This is a genomic window from Desulfonema magnum (assembly GCF_017377395.1).
In the GTDB taxonomy this organism is placed as follows: domain Bacteria; phylum Desulfobacterota; class Desulfobacteria; order Desulfobacterales; family 4be13; genus Desulfonema_C; species Desulfonema_C magnum.
Map to the genome: position 1 here is coordinate 7,233,014 of NZ_CP061800.1, position 18,094 is coordinate 7,251,107.

13 protein-coding genes are annotated in these 18,094 nt (G+C 47.9%); 6 read left to right on the top strand and 7 right to left on the bottom strand.

Annotated elements, in window-relative coordinates; translation table 11 throughout:
* Positions 1–597: 597 nt before the first annotated feature.
* The 3 genes from dnm_RS27755 (at position 598) to dnm_RS27765 (ending at position 4,288) form a co-directional block, all read left to right on the top strand.
* On the top strand, positions 598–1,242 hold the full coding sequence (locus dnm_RS27755; RefSeq protein ID WP_207680127.1) for a radical SAM protein: 645 nt from the start codon (positions 598–600) through the stop codon (positions 1,240–1,242).
* Positions 1,243–1,246: 4 nt separating this feature from the next.
* A complete protein-coding gene (queC, locus tag dnm_RS27760; protein ID WP_207680128.1) occupies positions 1,247–1,936 on the top strand; it encodes a 7-cyano-7-deazaguanine synthase QueC in 690 nt (229 codons plus the stop codon).
* Between the two features lie 336 nt (positions 1,937–2,272).
* Entirely contained in the window at positions 2,273–4,288 is a 2,016-nt protein-coding gene (locus dnm_RS27765; protein WP_207680129.1) for a fibronectin type III domain-containing protein, read from the top strand.
* Between the two features lie 362 nt (positions 4,289–4,650).
* Here dnm_RS27765 and dnm_RS27770 read toward each other — a convergent pair whose 3' ends face one another.
* The 5 genes from dnm_RS27770 to dnm_RS27790 form a co-directional block, all read right to left on the bottom strand.
* Complete coding sequence (locus tag dnm_RS27770) at positions 4,651–5,400, bottom strand: hypothetical protein (RefSeq protein ID WP_207680130.1); 750 nt, start codon at positions 5,398–5,400, stop codon at positions 4,651–4,653.
* A 484-nt stretch (positions 5,401–5,884) separates the two neighbouring features.
* Positions 5,885–6,340 carry a type II toxin-antitoxin system VapC family toxin gene (locus dnm_RS27775; protein WP_207680131.1) on the bottom strand — a complete coding sequence of 152 codons (456 nt, stop codon included), beginning with the start codon at positions 6,338–6,340 and terminating at the stop codon, positions 5,885–5,887.
* Between the two features lie 7 nt (positions 6,341–6,347).
* Positions 6,348–6,647, bottom strand: a complete 300-nt coding sequence (locus dnm_RS27780; protein WP_207680132.1) for a hypothetical protein — start codon at positions 6,645–6,647, stop codon at positions 6,348–6,350.
* Positions 6,648–7,288: 641 nt separating this feature from the next.
* A complete protein-coding gene (gene rseP / locus dnm_RS27785; protein WP_207680133.1) occupies positions 7,289–8,359 on the bottom strand; it encodes an RIP metalloprotease RseP in 1,071 nt (356 codons plus the stop codon).
* 2 nt (positions 8,360–8,361) lie between these two features.
* The gene (locus dnm_RS27790) at positions 8,362–9,513 is read right to left on the bottom strand and encodes a 1-deoxy-D-xylulose-5-phosphate reductoisomerase (RefSeq protein WP_207680134.1); all 1,152 of its coding nucleotides are present in this window, start codon (positions 9,511–9,513) and stop codon (positions 8,362–8,364) included.
* 422 nt (positions 9,514–9,935) lie between these two features.
* Between dnm_RS27790 and dnm_RS27795 the strand changes: the two genes are divergently transcribed.
* The 3 genes from dnm_RS27795 to dnm_RS27805 all read left to right on the top strand — a co-directional run bounded on the left by dnm_RS27795 (position 9,936) and on the right by dnm_RS27805 (position 16,041).
* A complete protein-coding gene (locus dnm_RS27795; RefSeq protein WP_207680135.1) occupies positions 9,936–10,145 on the top strand; it encodes a hypothetical protein in 210 nt (69 codons plus the stop codon).
* A gap of 941 nt (positions 10,146–11,086) precedes the next feature.
* Complete coding sequence (locus tag dnm_RS27800; protein WP_207680136.1) at positions 11,087–15,544, top strand: FAD-dependent oxidoreductase; 4,458 nt, start codon at positions 11,087–11,089, stop codon at positions 15,542–15,544.
* A gap of 347 nt (positions 15,545–15,891) precedes the next feature.
* Positions 15,892–16,041 (top strand): hypothetical protein, encoded by a 150-nt coding sequence (locus dnm_RS27805; RefSeq protein WP_207680137.1) that lies wholly within the window; start codon positions 15,892–15,894, stop codon positions 16,039–16,041.
* A gap of 3 nt (positions 16,042–16,044) precedes the next feature.
* Here dnm_RS27805 and dnm_RS27810 read toward each other — a convergent pair whose 3' ends face one another.
* Together dnm_RS27810 and dnm_RS27815 are read right to left on the bottom strand one after the other, a co-directional pair.
* Positions 16,045–16,710 carry a CAAX prenyl protease-related protein gene (locus dnm_RS27810; protein WP_207680138.1) on the bottom strand — a complete coding sequence of 222 codons (666 nt, stop codon included), beginning with the start codon at positions 16,708–16,710 and terminating at the stop codon, positions 16,045–16,047.
* Between the two features lie 2 nt (positions 16,711–16,712).
* Positions 16,713–18,092: a TIGR03013 family XrtA/PEP-CTERM system glycosyltransferase gene (locus dnm_RS27815; protein ID WP_207680139.1), complete on the bottom strand. Its 1,380-nt coding sequence runs from the start codon at positions 18,090–18,092 to the stop codon at positions 16,713–16,715.
* Positions 18,093–18,094: the final 2 nt, after the last annotated feature.

Below are 18,094 nucleotides of genomic sequence, written 5' to 3' on the forward strand. Positions count from 1 at the left end.
TCTTTTGATACTTGATATTCAAGTTTTCTCTGTCATTCCTGGTTTCGCAGGCTTCGGCGTGAGCATTCGAATGAGTTCACGCCGAAGTCTCAGTCGAACGGAACAGGCTTTTTGTCCGAATCGGATCAAAAAACCTGATCATCGAGTTTAACCTATTGAAAATTTATAGTTCCAGAGTCAGTAACAAAAAATTTAAATTTAATCACTGAGTATATAAAAAAAATATTTCTGTAAACAGAATTTTATAGTTGTTCCTCTCTGATAAAAATTATAATATCATATCTGAAATTTATCTTATATCAACAAAAAAAGGATTTCCATGATTTCTGTCAGACAAAAATTGGCATCCCTCACAATAGCTGAAAAGTAAGTACCTAATCATAAGTTTTCGATATTTGCCAGGGGAAGAAACCCGGCTTTTTTCCCCGGAATGATCCGCCGCTCCTGAAGGAAAAACCCGGGTTTCTCCGCCGTCCGTCATGTCTGCCCTGTGACAGGCCGAAAATTTTTCGATCTGCTGAAATGGGTTTTCAGCTTTTATGAAAGATACCCAAAAATCATTTAAATCCTTCAGGTGGTGTTAAAAAAAATACAATTATGTCCCTTTTAGTAAACGAAATATTCTACAGTATTCAGGGGGAATCCCTTTATAGCGGGCGTCCCTGTGTTTTTGTAAGGCTTACAGGATGCAATCTGAGGTGTTCATATTGCGATACACGTTATGCATATCATGAAGGCTCGGAAATGGATATCATGGCAATTCTGGAACAGACAGCCATATATCAATGCCCTCTCATTGAAATTACGGGCGGTGAACCGCTGTTACAGAGCGACACCCCGTTTTTAATTCATCAGCTTCTTGAAAACAGGTATGAAGTGATGATGGAAACAAACGGGAGTTTTGATATCAGCAAAGTTGACAAACGGTGTGTGAAAATTGTGGATGTGAAATGCCCCGCAAGCGGGGAAAGCAGGAAAAATGATCTGGAAAATCTGAAACGGCTTCATCCGGGAGATCAGGTCAAGTTTGTCATCAGTGATCGTGAAGATTATGAATATGCTAAGAAGATTACGGCATCTGAATGCTCAGAAATTGCCATAAATCATATGCTGTTTTCTCCGGTATTGGGAAAAATTCCCCCTGCCGAGCTTGCAAAATGGATACTTGAAGACAGACTTCAGGTCAGGTTTCAGCTTCAGTTACATAAGATCATATGGCCTGAAACAGAAAGAGGAGTATAAAAACATGATAAGACAAAAGGCTGTTGTGCTTTCAAGCGGAGGAATTGACTCCACCACTGTCATGGCCATTGCAAAGCATGAGGGCTTTGAAATTTACAGCCTGAGCTTTTTCTACGGACAGCGCCACGCGTCTGAACTGAACGCTGCAAAAAGCGTGGCCGCCGCCCTCGGGGTTGCAAAGCATCTTGTGATCAGAACGGATTTTCAACCCATTGGCGGTTCAGCCCTTACAGATGACATTGCCGTGCCAAAACACAGAAGCAAAGAGAATATGGCAGAGGAGATTCCGGTTACTTATGTACCCGCGAGAAATACCATTTTTCTTTCTTATGCCCTGGGTTATGCGGAAGTTCTCCGGGCTTCTGACATCTTCATCGGTGTCAACGCGATTGATTACAGCGGATACCCTGATTGCAGACCCGAATATATCGAGGCGTTTGAGCGTATGGCTAATCTCGCCACAAAGGCGGGGGTGGAAGGTATCATAAAAACAAAGATAAGAACGCCGCTTCTTTATATGACAAAAGCCGAAATTATCAGGAAAGGGACCGAACTGGGGGTTGATTATTCTCTCACGCACAGTTGCTATGACCCTTCACCAGAAGGTCTGGCATGTGGTCAGTGCGACAGCTGCATCCTAAGGAAAAAAGGCTTTAAAGAGGCAAACATACAGGACCCGACAGAATACATTTAACCCTTCCCTGAATGCTGTTCTGTAATTCATACTGTTCCCCCTGCTTTCTTCAGATGGGGGACGCCTGTATGACTACACAGACAGACCTTTCGAATAAAATAGGTTATGCTTGGATGATATTTTTCAATGCGTCGGAGATACCTGATCATAAACTTTCGACATAAGACCTCCGAGGTTTTTAACTGATTATAACGGAATTCGGGGGACACAATATGCGGTGTCACGGGGGCGGTTCTTGAGGTCGGCCCGGAAGGGGGGCAGACAGTCTCCCTTCCCGGAACGGACATCGCCGGCATCAGACTCGATGCCGATGATTCCGGAACCTGCGGAGTGACAGTGAGTTCGTTCCGGGGAAATGACCGGGTCTCGTCCGATTCGGAGACGGCCGGAATCGTGGCGGACCTGCCTCTGGAATCGGAGGTCTCGCTCTCGGACGGTCTCACGGTGACCGTCGGGGAGCCGGACGCTGACTATGTGATCATCACAGCATCGGCAGGGGAACACGGAACTGTGAGCCCCTCCGGCAAAGTCGCCGCGGCTCTCGGCGGAGAACAGACCTTCACGTTCACACCCGACACCGGGTGGCATGTGGCGGATGTGCTTACTGACGGCGTGTCCGCGGGAGCGGTCACGGATCACACTTTTTTCAACGTGACTGCCGCTCACACTGTCAGTGCGGTGTTTGAGCCTGACACAGTTCAGGACACGGAGCCTCCCTCCGCGCCGCAAAATCTGACAGCTGAGGAGATTTCCGGGCCCGGGGTCAGGCTCTCATGGGAACCCTCCTCCGACAACACGGGCGTGGAAGGCTACGAGGTCTTCCGGAACGGCGTGTTCCTCGGAACTGTGGCGGAGACATCTTTCACCGACGGCGATGTTGCAGCGGGGACGCTTTATGCTTACACTGCCGAGGCATATGATGCCGCTGGAAACCGATCCGGCCGGAGTGCGCCGGCCTATGCGGCTCCGGGGAACACGGAACCGCCGGCCGTGCCCGGGGGAGTGACGGCACGGGGCATCCCCGCGTCCGAAGGCTCCCGGATCCGTGTCTCCTGGGACCCGTGTTCCGACAACACGGGCGTGACCGGCTACGAGGTCTTCCGGGACGGCGTGTCTCTCGGAACCGTCACGGAGACATCTTTCAGCGACACGGATGTCTCTCTTCTGACACCCTACGCCTACACAGTGAAAGCGTATGATGGCGCGGGAAACCGCTCGGGACAGAGTGAGCCGGCTTCCGTGACCCTGGAAGACACGGAACCGCCGACCGTGCCCCGGGAGATGACGGTCACGGAGATTCCGGATGACGACGGATTTCATTTCCTCGTCACCTGGGACCCGTGTTCCGACAATGTCGGGGTGACCGGCTACGTCATCCGCAACGGGGAGACAGGCGACAGCACATCTGAGACTTTCTATGCGGACAGCGGGGTCACGGCTCTGACGACTTACACCTACACGGCCGAGGCGTATGATGCCGCTGGAAACCGCTCGGGAGAGAGCGATCCGATAACCGTGACAAAAACAGGCGATGTCCCGGTTCCGCAGGTGACCTTCTCGGCCTCGGCGACATCTGTGAGTCCGGGGGAGACTGTCGTTCTCTCATGGGACACATCAGGTGCGGACTCCCGCACGCTCGGGCCGGGCATCGGGGATATCTCCGAAAGCGGGACCGCCGAGGTTTCGCCGGAAGAGACAACAACTTACACGCTCACAGCGTCAGGCCCCGGCGGAACCGTCACGGCCGCTGTGACCGTCGCCGTCCCGGACCGGCACACCGATCTGGAGGTGACGGATGCCGACGTTTCGGACACCGAAACAGATCCCCGGACTCTCGCATTCGCCGGAACCGTGCAGGTCGTGATCGCCAACACCGGAAATCTTTCCCCGGAGGCGGGCTGTGAGGTGACAGTTTTCGAGGACAGCGACCATGACGGGCTTTTCAACGTGTCTCAGGACAATGTGATCGGGAGTGCCCATGTGCCGGAGGTGCCCGGTCCCGGCGACTCGCTCACCGTTCCGGTCCCGGTGAGCGGAACCCTGCTCTTTGCCGACAACCTCATCTTCGCATTTGCGGACAGCGAGAATGATATCCCGGAAAGCGACGAGGAGAACAACATAAGCCACTCCATGGCGGACTGCGAGTTCACGCCGCCGGTGGGAGAATTTGATCCTGAATTGGAGTGGTCTTGGAAAGGGAGTTCGGATGAAGAACCGGATTTCAAAAAAGTTATCTGCGTACCCATTGTTATCAACCTTAATGACGATAACGGCGATGGTCTGACAGATAAAAATGATATCCCTGATCAATACCGTTCGGCACGATTTTTGCATACATTTGTAACTAACTGAATTCATATATCCGGAAAACTGAAATCCCGAAATGTCCGCCGGGCGTTTTTCGGAAACAATTTCTCCAAAATGCGGAAATGCCGGGCATTTCCGTCCGGCTGTGCAAAAATCATGCCGAACGATATTGATCCCTGATATTATATTTCCTGATTATAACGGATTTAGGGGAGGGCACAACATCCTGAAATTACTATATGTCAGAATGGAAAATCTGTCCGTCACGGGGTCCCGGGAACCGGAAATTCAGGATATTTGTTTCCCCGGAAACCGACGTTTTCCGGGAATGTCCGTCCGGCTTCCTGTGAAAACGGAAGGTCGCGCGCAGCCTCCCGAAATCGGAGCCTCCCCTGAATCCGTTATAATCAGTCATTTACAATGCTGTTATTCAGTGTCAGCGTCCCATTCTCTTCAACGTATATTCCAGCTCCGGATCCTCCGTCGCCACCATTTGTTGTTTCCGGTCCCCCACGCGTTTTTTTAACACCGTCACCGCCGTTACCACTAATATTATTGCTCACAGTGCTGTTGTTTAGCGTCAGTGTTCCATTATTCTCAACATATATTCCACCTCCGAACCCTCCGTCTCCACCATCTGTTGTTTCAGAACCGTGAGAACCTTCACCAGCAGCATTAGCTTTTACGCTACATTCATTCAGAGTTAATATACCTCCGTTACCAACGTATATACCACCACCATGTCTGCCATGTTCGCCTGTACTCCAAGAGGCATCGAGTGCTTTTCCATCAGAGATTACAATGTTCTTCATTTCGATAGTCATACCACTGTCAACGTAAAAAATACGGAACTGCGTACTGACTCCGCTACTTCGCTTAACCGTCATCCCGCCCCCGCCGTCAATAGTCAGATTTTTGTCAATCACCAGTTGGTCGCTGGTCAGCGTAACCGTTGTAACCCCGTCCTGAAAGACAATGGTGTCCCCGGACTGCGCATCGGCAATGGCCTGCCGGAGAGAGCCTGCTCCGCTGTCATCCCCGTTGGTTACGGTGATGGTTGCCGCATGAACCGGCATCGCACACACCAGCCCGATGATCAGAACAATTGCAAAAACTGATTTTGAAAATAACATTTGGAAAAGCTCTGAAAAGCGCATGGCAGCATCTCCTTTCTTCCTTTCCTTTTGTTTTGAATAAGTTGTTCGGCCCCTGATTCGCTTGTCCGAACCCTGATTCACCGGATTAAAGGATTTGCAGGATTTGTGTCCGACCTCTGAATTTTCTGAATCCTGGCAAAAGCGGTGATATCAGTGGAACCGAAATCCGGAAAATCCTTTCATCCCTTAATCGGGGTTCGGACAGGCTCACCGGCCCCGGACTCACCTGTCCGAACCCTGATTCACCTGATTAAAGGGTTTGCAGGGTTTGTGTCCGACCTCTGAATTTTCTGAATCCTGGCAAGCGGCGAGACCGGCTGAACCGAAATCCCGGAAATCCTTTCATCATGGTTCAGACTATTAGCATAAACGGTTCTTTCTTACAAGTGCTGTTCAGTCAGCAGGTTTTTATATTCAGACAATCAGTTGGGATTCCATCTTATCAAGCTTTATGTTTTTTATGATAGCTATTATCCTGATGAATTTACACGTCAAACCAGTCCTCGGACCGGAACATCGGATTCAGATTTTCAATGTCACCGTAGATACTGTCTGCACCCACCAGGACAGATGAATTAATGATTGCGGTACTTGCAAGCATGATGTCAATATTATGTTTTCTCATTTCCTTGCGGCTGAGGTTTTTCTTTTTTCTGAGAAGGGCTTTCAATTCTCCGAAAACAGGCGCAGCCACCTGTTCCACAGGAAGAACAGCATCAAAGTCACGAAGCAGAGAATCAATCGTATTTCTGATACAAATTTTTTTGTCAGCCGGGGCATTAAAGAAACTATATTCCAGTTCGTACAGCACAAGAACGGAAATCTGAAGCATATCCTCATCTCTGAGCAGTGAAATTTTTCTGTGTATCGCTTTATGGTGTTTTTTACGTCCGTCATCATACAGAACATTCACCGCATCCGAATCTAACAGATACTTCATATCTTTTTTACTCCTCATCGTGCCTGAATGTGAAATCTTCCCTGAATTTCTCAGAACATTCACGAACATAGTCACCGGCCCCCCTCAGCGGCGGATTTTCACATATTTTTTCCGAGAATTTCGCCCATCGGCCTTTTTCTCCGCATGTCCGGTCAGAAACCGAAGTCTTGGCAAAGGCACTCTCATCCGCCGCCTTTTTTTTTCCGATCAGTTCTCTGAGCAGAGACGGTATTGTTGTTCCGGCAAGCCTTGCAGATTTCTCAAGATAGCGATAATCATCTTCTTTGATTTCAATGGTACGGTACATAAATTTTCCTCCTTCTGTGGGTATCAGCCGAAAAAAAGAATCATAAGACCTGTCAGAGAGGATTGCAGGTTCGGTTTTGAAAACATGATTTGGTAATAGTTTGAAAAAAATATTTCTCTCTTTTTTTGTTTTGTAACTGCAATGTAATAATTGTCCGAACCCTGATTCGCATGATGAAAGGATTTACAGGATTTCTACCCGGCCGGCAAGGGTATTTTCATCAGAGAACCCCATAATCCTTTAATCATGGTTCGGACTTTTAAGGCGATTTCCGGAAAAGAACATACCGGCACATTTTTTTCAGTTCGTAGTTCCGCCTTTAGGCGGTGTGACACCGCCTAAAGGCGGAACTACGAACTGGTATATTCATTCTTGGAAATCGTCTAAGGACAAAAGATCCCTTGTTACAAGCGCAGTTCAGTCAGCAGTTTTTTATATTCAGACACTCAGCCAGGTGTTGGGTTTCGTTCCTCAGCACAATCTACGGAACTTTTTTTATTTCCGCCGGATTTGTCAATCCGGCGGGAGTGAAGCAGGGAAAATTTGTCAATTCGGCAGGAGCGAAGCAGGGAAAATTTGTCAATTCAGCAGGAGCGGACCAGGGGAATTTTCGATCTGCTGAGTTTGTTTACTGATGAGTGCTAACTGAAAAATACCCGTGCAATATCGTTATAAAACACAAAGATCATCAGCAAAATCAATACAAAAATGCCGACCTGCTGGGCGATTTCCCGCATCTTTGTATTCACGGGATGCCCTATTAGCAGCTCAATAAAAAAGAAGACCAGATGGCCCCCGTCCAGAACCGGTATGGGAAGAAAATTGAGAACCCCGAGGCTGACACTGAGAAGCGCAATCCAAAACGCCAACTGGCCAGGGCCTTCCTTAGCAATTTTGCCTGACATCTGTGCAATCATAATGGGTCCGCCCAGATTCTCCTTCGCGGAAATCTTGCCCTGTATCATTTTCACAATACTGACAATTGTCAGTTTTGCAATATCATACGTCTGAACCAGGCTCGCGGAAAGGGCCTGAAACGGATTTAAATCTTTGAAAACAACCTCATGGGAAGAAGTGATTCCGATCACATGCCGTTCGATGTCCTCACCAAATATATTTTTGGTTGTTGTGAGTCTGGGGATGATATTCACGTCAAAAACCGAATCTCCCCGCTGCACAGACAACGCAAGCTCTCTGCCCCTGCTTTCAGAAATAATCCCTGACATGTCTTCCCAGGTGTCAATCTTAATTTCATCAATGGCAAGGATCGTATCTCCTTTTTGCAAGCCTGCCTGGTACGCGGGGGTCCCCTCACGCACCTCTCCGATCAGCGCTTTTGATACAGGGATACCCGATACTTGAAAAATTCCGAAAAAAATAATCACTGCCAAAAAAAGATTAAAAACAGGACCCGCGGCAACAATCAGCATCCGTCTGAAAACAGATTTATGGGTAAACGAAAGCGGAATATCAGCAGGATCAATTTTAGCGTCAGGTTCCTCACCCACCATTTTGACATATCCCCCGAGCGGAATGGCAGATATGCGATAGTCTGTAATGCCTGCGGTTTTGCCAAACAACCGGGGGCCGAATCCGAGTGAAAATTTTTCAACCCCGACACCGCACGCTCTGGCAGCCAGAAAGTGGCCCAGTTCATGAAAAAAAATAAGAATGCCCAAAACAACGACAAATGAAAAAATTGTTGTAATCATGATTAAAATAACTCTTTTTCTATGTCGGATCTGACCCGGTGATCTGCTTCAAGAATATCAGAAATTTCCGGATGTTTTACAATATTATGCCGATCCATTGCGGTTTTAATGATATTTGGTATATCTGTAAATGATATACGGTGATTTAAAAAAGCATATACAGCCACTTCATTTGCGGCATTCAGCACTGCGGGAAGGGTTCCGCCCACGTCACAGGCTTCAAACGCCAGGGCCAGACAGGGAAATTTTTCCATATCCGGCTTCTGAAAGGTCAGCCCTTTCATGTTTGCAAAATCCGGTATGGGCTGTTTTAACGGAAGACGTTCCGGCCATGAGAGCGCGTATGCAATGGCCCCTTTCATATCCGGGATGCCCAGCTGGGCAATCACAGACCCGTCCTTGTAAGACACCATGGAATGAACAATGCTTTGCGGATGAACAACAACCTCAATTTCCTCCTGTGAAACACTGAAAAGCCATTTTGCTTCGATAACCTCAAGCCCTTTGTTCATCAGGGTGGCAGAATCAATGGTGATCTTCTGCCCCATCTGCCATGTGGGATGCTTCAGCGCATGTTCCGGTTTTATATCGGTAAATTCATTTCCCGGTTTGTTTAAAAAGGGGCCTCCGGAGGCAGTAAGCAGTATTTTATCCAAATCTGCTTTTCGCTGTCCCGCGAAACATTGGAAAATGGCACTATGTTCACTGTCAACAGGAAGAATCTTTATACCCTTTTCCTCAGCCTGTTTCATCACGATCTCACCGGCCATGACAAGGGTTTCCTTGTTTGCCAGAGCAATATCTTTTCCCGCGTCTATGGCGGCCAGTGTGGGCATCAGTCCGGCCGCGCCCACCACCGCGGTGACTATGATGTCAACAGAAGAATGTATTGCCGCGGCCCTGTAGCCTTCATCTCCGTATAATATTTCAACGCCTGCGTTTGCAGGAAGGATATGTTTCAACTCAAGGGCACGCTGTTCATCAAAGACCACGGCGATCTCAGGATGAAACTGCCCAATCTGTTTTGCCAGCAGCGGGACATTGCTCTTTGCAGCAAGTGCTTTGACAGCAAACCGCTCCGGGAACATTTCCACGATGTTAAGTGTGTTGCAACCGATAGAACCGGTTGATCCGAGTATGGAAAGATATTTCATAATTTGCAATAAAAAAATGTTTAAGCATCTGGAAGTATGCGTTTTTTAATTAATATTCAGTTGATTATAAGTTGAACACTCAGGCGATTTTGCCGGACGGGGTTGCAAACCCCGTCCGGCAAAATCGCCTGATGCGTATGGGGCAGAACCCCATCCCCGCATTTTATAAATAGAGAAGTCTTTTTATTGGTGTTCCTTTAAGCAACTTTTTTCAGTTGTATCAGTCGGATTTCATTTCCTAAAGATATATACCTCTTTCATATGCCTGAATCGTTACGAGATGTCAAATAATAAAGAAAAACAAAGTCTGATTCCTCCCTTCTTTTCTCTACAGGGATTTTATGTAAGAAGAGGAGATGATAAGAAGGGAATTTCAATGTGTTTCTTATCCGATTTCCCTGTGCTTTTTGCAGATTTTCACAATGGCTTCATATAAGAACAAAAGCTCCCTGCTTTCCAATATCAGTAGATGGAAAGTTCATACACATACTTCGTTCCCACGCTTCGCGTGGGAACGCCTTTCGGATGCTTCGTGTCCTGCGATATGCGGACTTGCTCCCGTGTCAGGCGGATTCGGGACGCGAAGCGTCCGCGCTGCATTCCCACGCGAAGCGTGGGAACGAGATTGTTGACGAGATTGCTAAAAATTTTTCCATTTACTGAATATCAAAAAATTATACCATGTATATCCCTACAACGACACATTTTTCAGGGTGTGTCCCACCTTTTACACACCCGAAAAAAATTAGCCACAAAGCCACAGAGAGACTTCGTGAAAATTTGTGTCTTCATGCCTTCGTGACAAAAAAACAGCCGGTTCCGCTTTTCACACATCCGAAAAAATCAGACACAGAGACTTCGTGAAACTTCGTGTCTTCGTGGCAAAAAAACAGCCGGTTCCGCTTTTCACACATCCGAAAAAATCAGACACAGAGACTTCGTGAAACTTCGTGTCTCCGTGCCTTCGTGGCAAAAAAAAACGGCCGGTTCCGCTTTTCACACATCCGAAAAATCAGACACAGAGACTTCGTGAGACTTCGTGAGACTTCGTGTCTTCGTGCCTTCGTGGCAAAAAAACGGATGTGTCCCGCCTTTCACACATAAAACCTGTCCTTGTGTAAAAGGTGGGACATACCCATTTTTCATAATCCGCACTTTCAGGGCTGAATATTTTAGAATGGTTCCAGTTCCGGGCCGTTGGCCCGAGCTGTGATAATTCACCCCTGCAGATTGGAATTGAAAACTTTATGCCGCATTTCCCCTGATAAATATGTAATCCAAACATAAGTATTCAAAACAAACAGTTACAGAAATAATACCTCTGTGATAGTCCCTTCTGTTTTCTATCACGATGATAAGCTGTCGAAAATAATCTTTATTAGACCTATCTCAAAAATATTATTTTTATAAATCAGTAACTTTAAATTAATTTCTCAGCGGAAATCCGAGACTAAAGGTTAAATTTTATTGACAAGCTCATTTTCACAGGTTAGAAATTTTAGTTTATTTTGTTTTTAAAAAAATTTAATTTAGCAGATATATCATTACAAATTTTTATCAGGAGAATGAAACAATGTCTAAGGATATAATTGGGTCAGTACTGGTTGTGGGAGGCGGAATTGCCGGGATGCAGTCTGCCCTGGATTTGGCTAATTCGGGATATTATGTTCACCTTTTAGAAAAGTCATCATCCATTGGCGGAGTGATGTCGCAGTTGGACAAGACATTTCCCACCAATGACTGTGCCATGTGAATTATCTCTCCTATACTGGTCGAGGTCGGCCGGCATTTGAATATCAACCTGATCACCTGTGCAGAAGTTGAAACGGTTGAAGGAACAGAGGGAAATTTCAATGTTTTTATAAACAAGGCACCGCGTTATATTGATCCTTCCAGATGTACCTCCTGCGGCGACTGTGCGGAGGTATGTCCTGTGACATTACCCAGTGAGTTTGATGAGGGATTTGCCGACAGAAAGGCAATTTATAAAAAATACGCTCAGGCCATACCAGGGGCCTTTGCCATACAGAAAGCTGACAAGGCCCCCTGTCGTCTGGCCTGTCCCGCTGGCCTGAATGTTCAGGGATATGTGCAGATGGTGGGGCAGGGAAAATACGAAGAGGCATTGAAAATTATCATGAACGATCTGCCTCTGCCCAGTGTACTCGGGCGAATTTGTCCCCATGAATGTGAAAAAGCCTGTCGGCGGTGTGAAGTTGATGAACCCGTGGCTATCCGGGACCTCAAACGACTGGCTGCGGATCAGTTTGACCCCAGGGATGTGAAAATTGACTGTCTGCCGTCCAGACAGGAAAAAGTGGCAATCATCGGTTCCGGCCCGGCAGGACTTTCCGCGGCTTATCACCTTGCCCGAAAAGGTGTTTTGTCAACTATTTTTGAATCTGCTCCCAAGGCAGGCGGTATGTTGCGGGTGGGAATTCCTGAGCATCGGCTTCCCAGCAAGGTTCTGGACCAGGATATCGAGGTGATCACCAATCTTGGTGTGGAAATCAGAACCAGCACACCCATCGGCCCGGGACTGACTGTGGATGATCTTTTCAGTCAGGGATACAAGGCGGTATATATTGCTATTGGCGCACACAAAGGGCTCAGTCTGGGGATTCCGAACGAAGACACAGAAGGGGTTCGCCAGGGCGTTGATTTCTTACGCGAAGTAAATCTGTCCGGCAAAGCAGATGTTGGAAAAAAAGTGGTCATCATCGGCGGCGGGAACGTTGCCATTGATGTGGCCCGCTGTGCGGTCAGGCTGGGTGCCGAGGAAGTCAGCATTGTTTATCGCCGGACCCGTGCTGAAATGCCGGCATGGGAAGAGGAAATCCATGCCGCAGAAGTCGAAGGTCTCAAAATCACATACCTTTCAGCACCTCAGGAGATATTGGTACGGGATGGCAACGTCGCGGGTATCCGATGTATCCGCATGGAACTGGGCGAGCCGGATGCATCCGGCCGAAGAAGACCGGTTCCCATCCCGGGAAGCGAATATGACATTGAGACAGATCAGGTGATTCCGGCCATCGGACAACGCCCGGATCTTTCCCCTGTTGAGAATGTGACAGATCTGAGTTTTTCCAGGTGGGGAACCACGGAAGCAGATTCGCTTACTTATGCGACAGGCCGTGAAGGAATTTTTGCAGGCGGGGATGTGCAGACCGGGCCGGCAACTGCCATTGAAGCCATTGCCGCAGGACGGGAGGCTGCCGAATCCATTGTCCGCTATATAGACGGACAGGACATGGCACAGGGCCGGGAGATTGTTCCCAAAGAAAACCCGGATTACCGTCCGATCCCGAAAAATGAGCCAGTGCATGCCCGGGCCCAAATGCCCGAACTTCCTGCTGAACAGCGTAAAAGCAATTTTCAGGAAGTGGAACTGGGCTATGATGACGAAGCAGGCCGGGCCGAAGCCGCACGATGCCTGAACTGCGGTTACTGTTGCGAATGTTTCCAATGTGTCGAAGCATGTGGTTCCAAAGAAGCCGTGTCAATGATAACCCATATGCAGCAGCCCGAGACCCTTGAACTGAATGTCGGCTCTGTTATCCTGACACCTGGTTTTGAGGCATTTGATCCGTCAAAATTCGATTCTTATAACTATGCAACTCATCCCAATGTCATCACTTCCATGGAAATGGAGAGGTTTCTCTCGGCTTCCGGGCCCACACTGGGGCATCTTGTCAGACCGTCGGATCACAAGGAACCCAAGAAGATCGCCTGGTTTCAATGCGTGGGATCCAGGGATATGAACCGATGTGATAATCCTTATTGCTCCTCGGTCTGCTGCATGTACGCCATCAAAGAGGCGGTCATTGCCAAAGAACATGCCGGAGATGATCTGGATTGCGCGATATTTTTCATGGATATGCGGACCCATGGCAAGGACTTTGAAAGATATTATGAGAATGCCAAAACACAGGGGGTCCGCTTTGTGAGAACCCGGGTTCACAGTATTGACTCGGTTCAGGGCAGCGATGATCTTTCGGTGCGATATATCACAGAGTCCGGTGAGCTACAGACGGAGATATTCGACCAGATTGTTCTGTCCGTGGGATTGCAGATACCGCCGGAGATTGTTGAGATGGCAAACAGACTCGGGGTTGAACTGACCGAGGGCAATTTCTGCAAGACCAAAACCTTTGAGCCGGTGGAAACCTCTCGAAAAGGAATATTTATCGCGGGTGCGTTCCAGGGTCCCAAAGATATTCCCCAGTCCGTGGTGGATGCCAGCGCGGCTGCTTCCTCTGCCGGAGAGATACTCAGTTCTGCCAGGAACACCCTTACCAAAACCAAAGCGCCTGTACCTGAGACCAATGTGATCAATGAGCGTCCCCGGATAGGCGTGTTTGTCTGCAAGTGCGGTATCAATATCGCCGGCGTGGTGGATGTCCCGAGTGTGGCCGAATATGCGAAAACCCTTCCGTATGTGGATTATGTCATGGACAATCTCTACACCTGTTCCCAGGACACTCAGGAAACCATGACCCAGATTATCAAAGAGAAAAATTTAAACCGTGTGGTGGTGGCCGCGTGTACGCCCAAGACCCATGAGCCACTGTTCCAGGAGACCCTGATCAATGCCGGTTTAAACAAGTATCTGTTTGAAATGTGTAATATTCGGAATCAGGATTCATGGGTTCACAAAAACAATCCCGATCTTGCCACGAAAAAGGCAAAGGACCTGGTGCGAATGGCTGTGTCAAAGGTCGCGCTCATGGAACCGCTCGCAGAAGCCGAACTTGATGTGAACCAGACTGCCATGGTTATTGGCGGCGGAATTGCCGGAATGTCAGCAGCGAAGAGTCTTGCCCTTCAGGGATATGAAACCCATATTATTGAGCAGAGTGGTCAGCTCGGGGGTCAGGCTTTAAGTCTTTTTCATACGGTAGAGGGGGATGATATTCAGGAAAAGCTTGTTGCGCTTACAGATGAAATTGAAAAAGATGAAAAGATTCATGTGCATCTTGATACCAAGCTTACCTCGGTTGATGGTTTTGTGGGGAACTTTAAATCAACGCTTTCCTCCAACGGAAAGGATGAGCTTCTCGAATACGGCGTAGCGGTTCTGGCAACCGGCGCCTCTCCTCTGAAACCTTCGGAATACAGCTATGGCAAGGATTCCCGGATCATTACCAGTCTGGAACTTGACAAGAAATTTATTGATAAGGATGCATCCTTAAAGGACCTTGAATCTGCCGTATTTATCCAGTGCGTCGGCTCAAGGGAGCCTGAACGCCCCTATTGTTCAAGGGTCTGCTGTACGCATTCCATTGAAAATGCCCTGGAGTTAAAACGCCTGAATCCGGATATGAATATTTATATTCTCTACAGGGATATCAGAACATACGGTGAGCGGGAATATCTGTATAAACAGGCCCGGGAAGAAGGGGTTATCTTTGTGCGGTATTCTGTTGACCACAAACCGGAAGTTGTCATTGAGGATGACGGCAGGCTTTTCGTAACTGTTACGGATCATATTCTGGGGTGTCCTCTGAAGATCGAGACAGGATTGCTCACGCTGGCATCGGCCATTGTGCCGAACAAAGTGGACGAGGTCTCGCAGTTTTTCAAGGTTCCGTTAAATGACGACGGCTTTTTTGTGGAGAAACACGCCAAACTGGGACCCTCTGACTTTGCCACGGACGGTGTTTTTCTCTGCGGACTGGCCCATTATCCCAAACCCATTGATGAGTCTGTTGTTCAGGGTAAAGCAGCCGCGTCCCGTGCTGTCACGCTTCTGGCCCGGAAAAACATCCATACCAGCGGCACAGTGGCTCAGACCAATCCTGCAATATGCAGTTCCTGCGGAGTCTGTGTCTCCATCTGTCCGTATTCGGCTCCGTCTTTTATTGACGCGGAAGCCCGTTTCTTTCCCGGAAAAGCAGAGATTAATCCTGTCCTGTGCAAAGGGTGCGGTTTATGCGTGGCATCCTGCCGGTCAGGTGCGATCCGTCTGAAGGGATTTGACAACGATCAGATACTGGCGCAGATATTTGCAACGGCTGAAGCTGTCTGACAGGTTTAAAATCGGAGGAGTGCCAAAGTTGTAAGTACCCGATCAAAAATTTTTTTATATCTTTTTTTCCGTGAACAGCGGAGAAACCCGGGTTTTTCCTTCAGGGCCGGCGAATCATTCCGGAAAAAAAAGCCGGGTTTCTTCCCTGGACAGATATCGAAAACTTATGGTTAGGTACTTATTTTGGCATGTCTTCCGGTGTCAGGAATATTAGCAAAAAGTTAGTTTGCCGGACAGGATTTGCAGCCCCGTCCGGCAAATATCCCCTCTGCAGATGACCAATCTTCATCTTGGAGATTCCGATCTGAAATTTTCATCAGTAGACAGAATATGACGGAATTGAAGGTGTGGGCCAGGGAGAAAAGGACGGCGCGGAGTGTATCATCGTATTTGTTTCATGTATTCCGTCCGCTGTGTCTGATATAATACCTAAAAATTTTAAAGGATTTCAGGTGGCCATTGAGGAAACTGGCGAACTGGGAGTATTGGATTTATAATCATCACCAAAGGGCCCAGGTTCCTGTGACAAGCACATAAATCCCCAGCCCCAGATTGCTCACCCCGTGAGCAACCACACAGTTCCACAGGTCCCGTTTCCAATAAATCAGACCGTTGAGGAGCGCGCAGTAAACCGCAGCAGCGAGCCATTCAGGATGTGCCAGGGTAAATAACACCACCACCCATAAAAAAGAACCAGGGGTGAATTGTCCGATCTCCTGATTTTCCCAGTCCTGGGAAATTACCCAGCGCATCAGGAATCCCCGCCAGAACAGTTCCTCTGCAATAGGCACAACAAGAACCAGTCCGATGAGGCGTATCCCCACAAATCCCCGGCAGACAGCAGGATTCGGGAGAGACTCAAACGGATTAAAAGCGGCCCGCGGTTTTGGTATGAGCCAGTCCGGCAAATATCTTATCACATACTGCTCCGCCCCCAGACCACTCAGCCATATCCAAAGGACAATCCCTGCCAACCCGACACTTACGCCTGCAATCACATTCCTATGCGGACGTATCAGTTGCCGGGTGATCAGGATGTATCCTGTCACAGTTCCGACCACCAGCACCACAGCGGCGTACAACCACGGATAATAACTCGGAAACGCCGGGGGAATCTGCGTCAGAATCACATACAAGGCAAAAGGTAAGACATAATAAGCAGCCACAATCAGCGTCCTTTGCTAAATAAAACTTCTCTGATAGTCAGAAATACAATCAGCAAATCCAAATACCAGGAAAAATGTTTTACATAATACAGATCATATTTGAGCTTTTCCCTGCTGTCCTCAAAACTGTCTCCGTAAGGATAATTTACCTGGGCCCATCCGGTCAGACCGGGACGCACAACGTGGCGCAGGTTGTAGTAAGGTACAATTTTTTCCAACTGGCTGACAAAAACAGGCCGCTCCGGCCGAGGCCCGACCAAGTCCATGTCCCCCTTGAAAATATTGATAAACTGGGGAACTTCGTCCAATCGGATTTTGCGGGTCAGCATCCCGAGCCGTGTTATTCGGGGATCATTTTTCTGAGCAAAAGCCGGCCCAATCATTTTCTCGGCATCCTGACACATAGACCGAAATTTAAGCAGGCGAAACGGCTTGCCGTTAAGCCCCACCCGTTCCTGTTGAAAGAATACGGGCCCCGGGGATTCCAGCTTAATTAAAATCGCAACCAAAACCAGAATCGGCGAGAGAAAAGTCAGCAGAATAAACGATACTATCATTCCCTGGGTTCGTTTGGCAAATCCATGAATGGACGTATAAAAAAAACCGGTTTCAAAAATAAACCAGCTCGGTTTCAGAAATTCATCTATGATGATCTTACGTTTGATTTTTTCATAAAACGTAAATCCCTCCTCAATACGAATATTTTTCACTTTGCACCCGAGCAGTTCATACACCGGCAGTTTTCCTCGCCGCTCCCGCAATGTCACCACAATACTGTCAATCGTATGTTCCTGAACGATTTTTTGAACATTTTCCATGAGTCCCAGCACAGAAACCCCCTCTGTTTTGGTGGCCACCTGAGCTTCCTGGGAAGTAACAATACCCACGATCTCATATCCTCTGAATCTTTTTCTGTGAGATTCCTTAATGATTTCCCGGGCCTGGGTCGTCACCCCCACAATCAGAATCCGTTCCCGGTTCTTTGTCAGGCCATAAAACACCAGGTAACGAAAAATAAACATACACCCGTAAATCGGAACAAGGGGAAGCAGCAGACGCCAGCTCAACAGAATAACGCTTTTGATAAAGAAGCCCATGGTGGCAATGCTCACAAAGGAGAGTGCAAAAGCGGGAAGAATTCGCTTGATAAGGTCAACAGGATAGATATACTCCATAAAAGAATAGAGGCGGGTAAAACAGAGAGAGAGAATAACAACCAGGGTAAGGACTGAAAATGTAAGATAACCGTACAAACTGCTTAAACTTAGCCATTCAGGAGAGTAGGCCAGAAACGGGAGAATAAGCCCGAAAAACAGATAACAGATAATCATATCTCCGATAATAATGGTAATAGAACCTGATGTGCTTCGTACTGAAAACATAT

Bases quoted from the DNA above. Each gene is read 5' to 3' on its own strand.
- dnm_RS27755 (WP_207680127.1), top strand. From the start codon at position 598: ATGTCCCTTTTAGTAAACGAAATATTCTACAGTATTCAGGGGGAATCC.
- dnm_RS27770 (WP_207680130.1), bottom strand. From the start codon at position 5,400: ATGCGCTTTTCAGAGCTTTTCCAAATGTTATTTTCAAAATCAGTTTTT.
- dnm_RS27815 (WP_207680139.1), bottom strand. From the start codon at position 18,092: ATGTTTTCAGTACGAAGCACATCAGGTTCTATTACCATTATTATCGGA.
- queC (WP_207680128.1), top strand. From the start codon at position 1,247: ATGATAAGACAAAAGGCTGTTGTGCTTTCAAGCGGAGGAATTGACTCC.
- dnm_RS27795 (WP_207680135.1), top strand. From the start codon at position 9,936: ATGGCTTCATATAAGAACAAAAGCTCCCTGCTTTCCAATATCAGTAGA.
- dnm_RS27780 (WP_207680132.1), bottom strand. From the start codon at position 6,647: ATGTACCGTACCATTGAAATCAAAGAAGATGATTATCGCTATCTTGAG.
- rseP (WP_207680133.1), bottom strand. From the start codon at position 8,359: ATGATTACAACAATTTTTTCATTTGTCGTTGTTTTGGGCATTCTTATT.
- dnm_RS27790 (WP_207680134.1), bottom strand. From the start codon at position 9,513: ATGAAATATCTTTCCATACTCGGATCAACCGGTTCTATCGGTTGCAAC.
- dnm_RS27775 (WP_207680131.1), bottom strand. From the start codon at position 6,340: ATGAAGTATCTGTTAGATTCGGATGCGGTGAATGTTCTGTATGATGAC.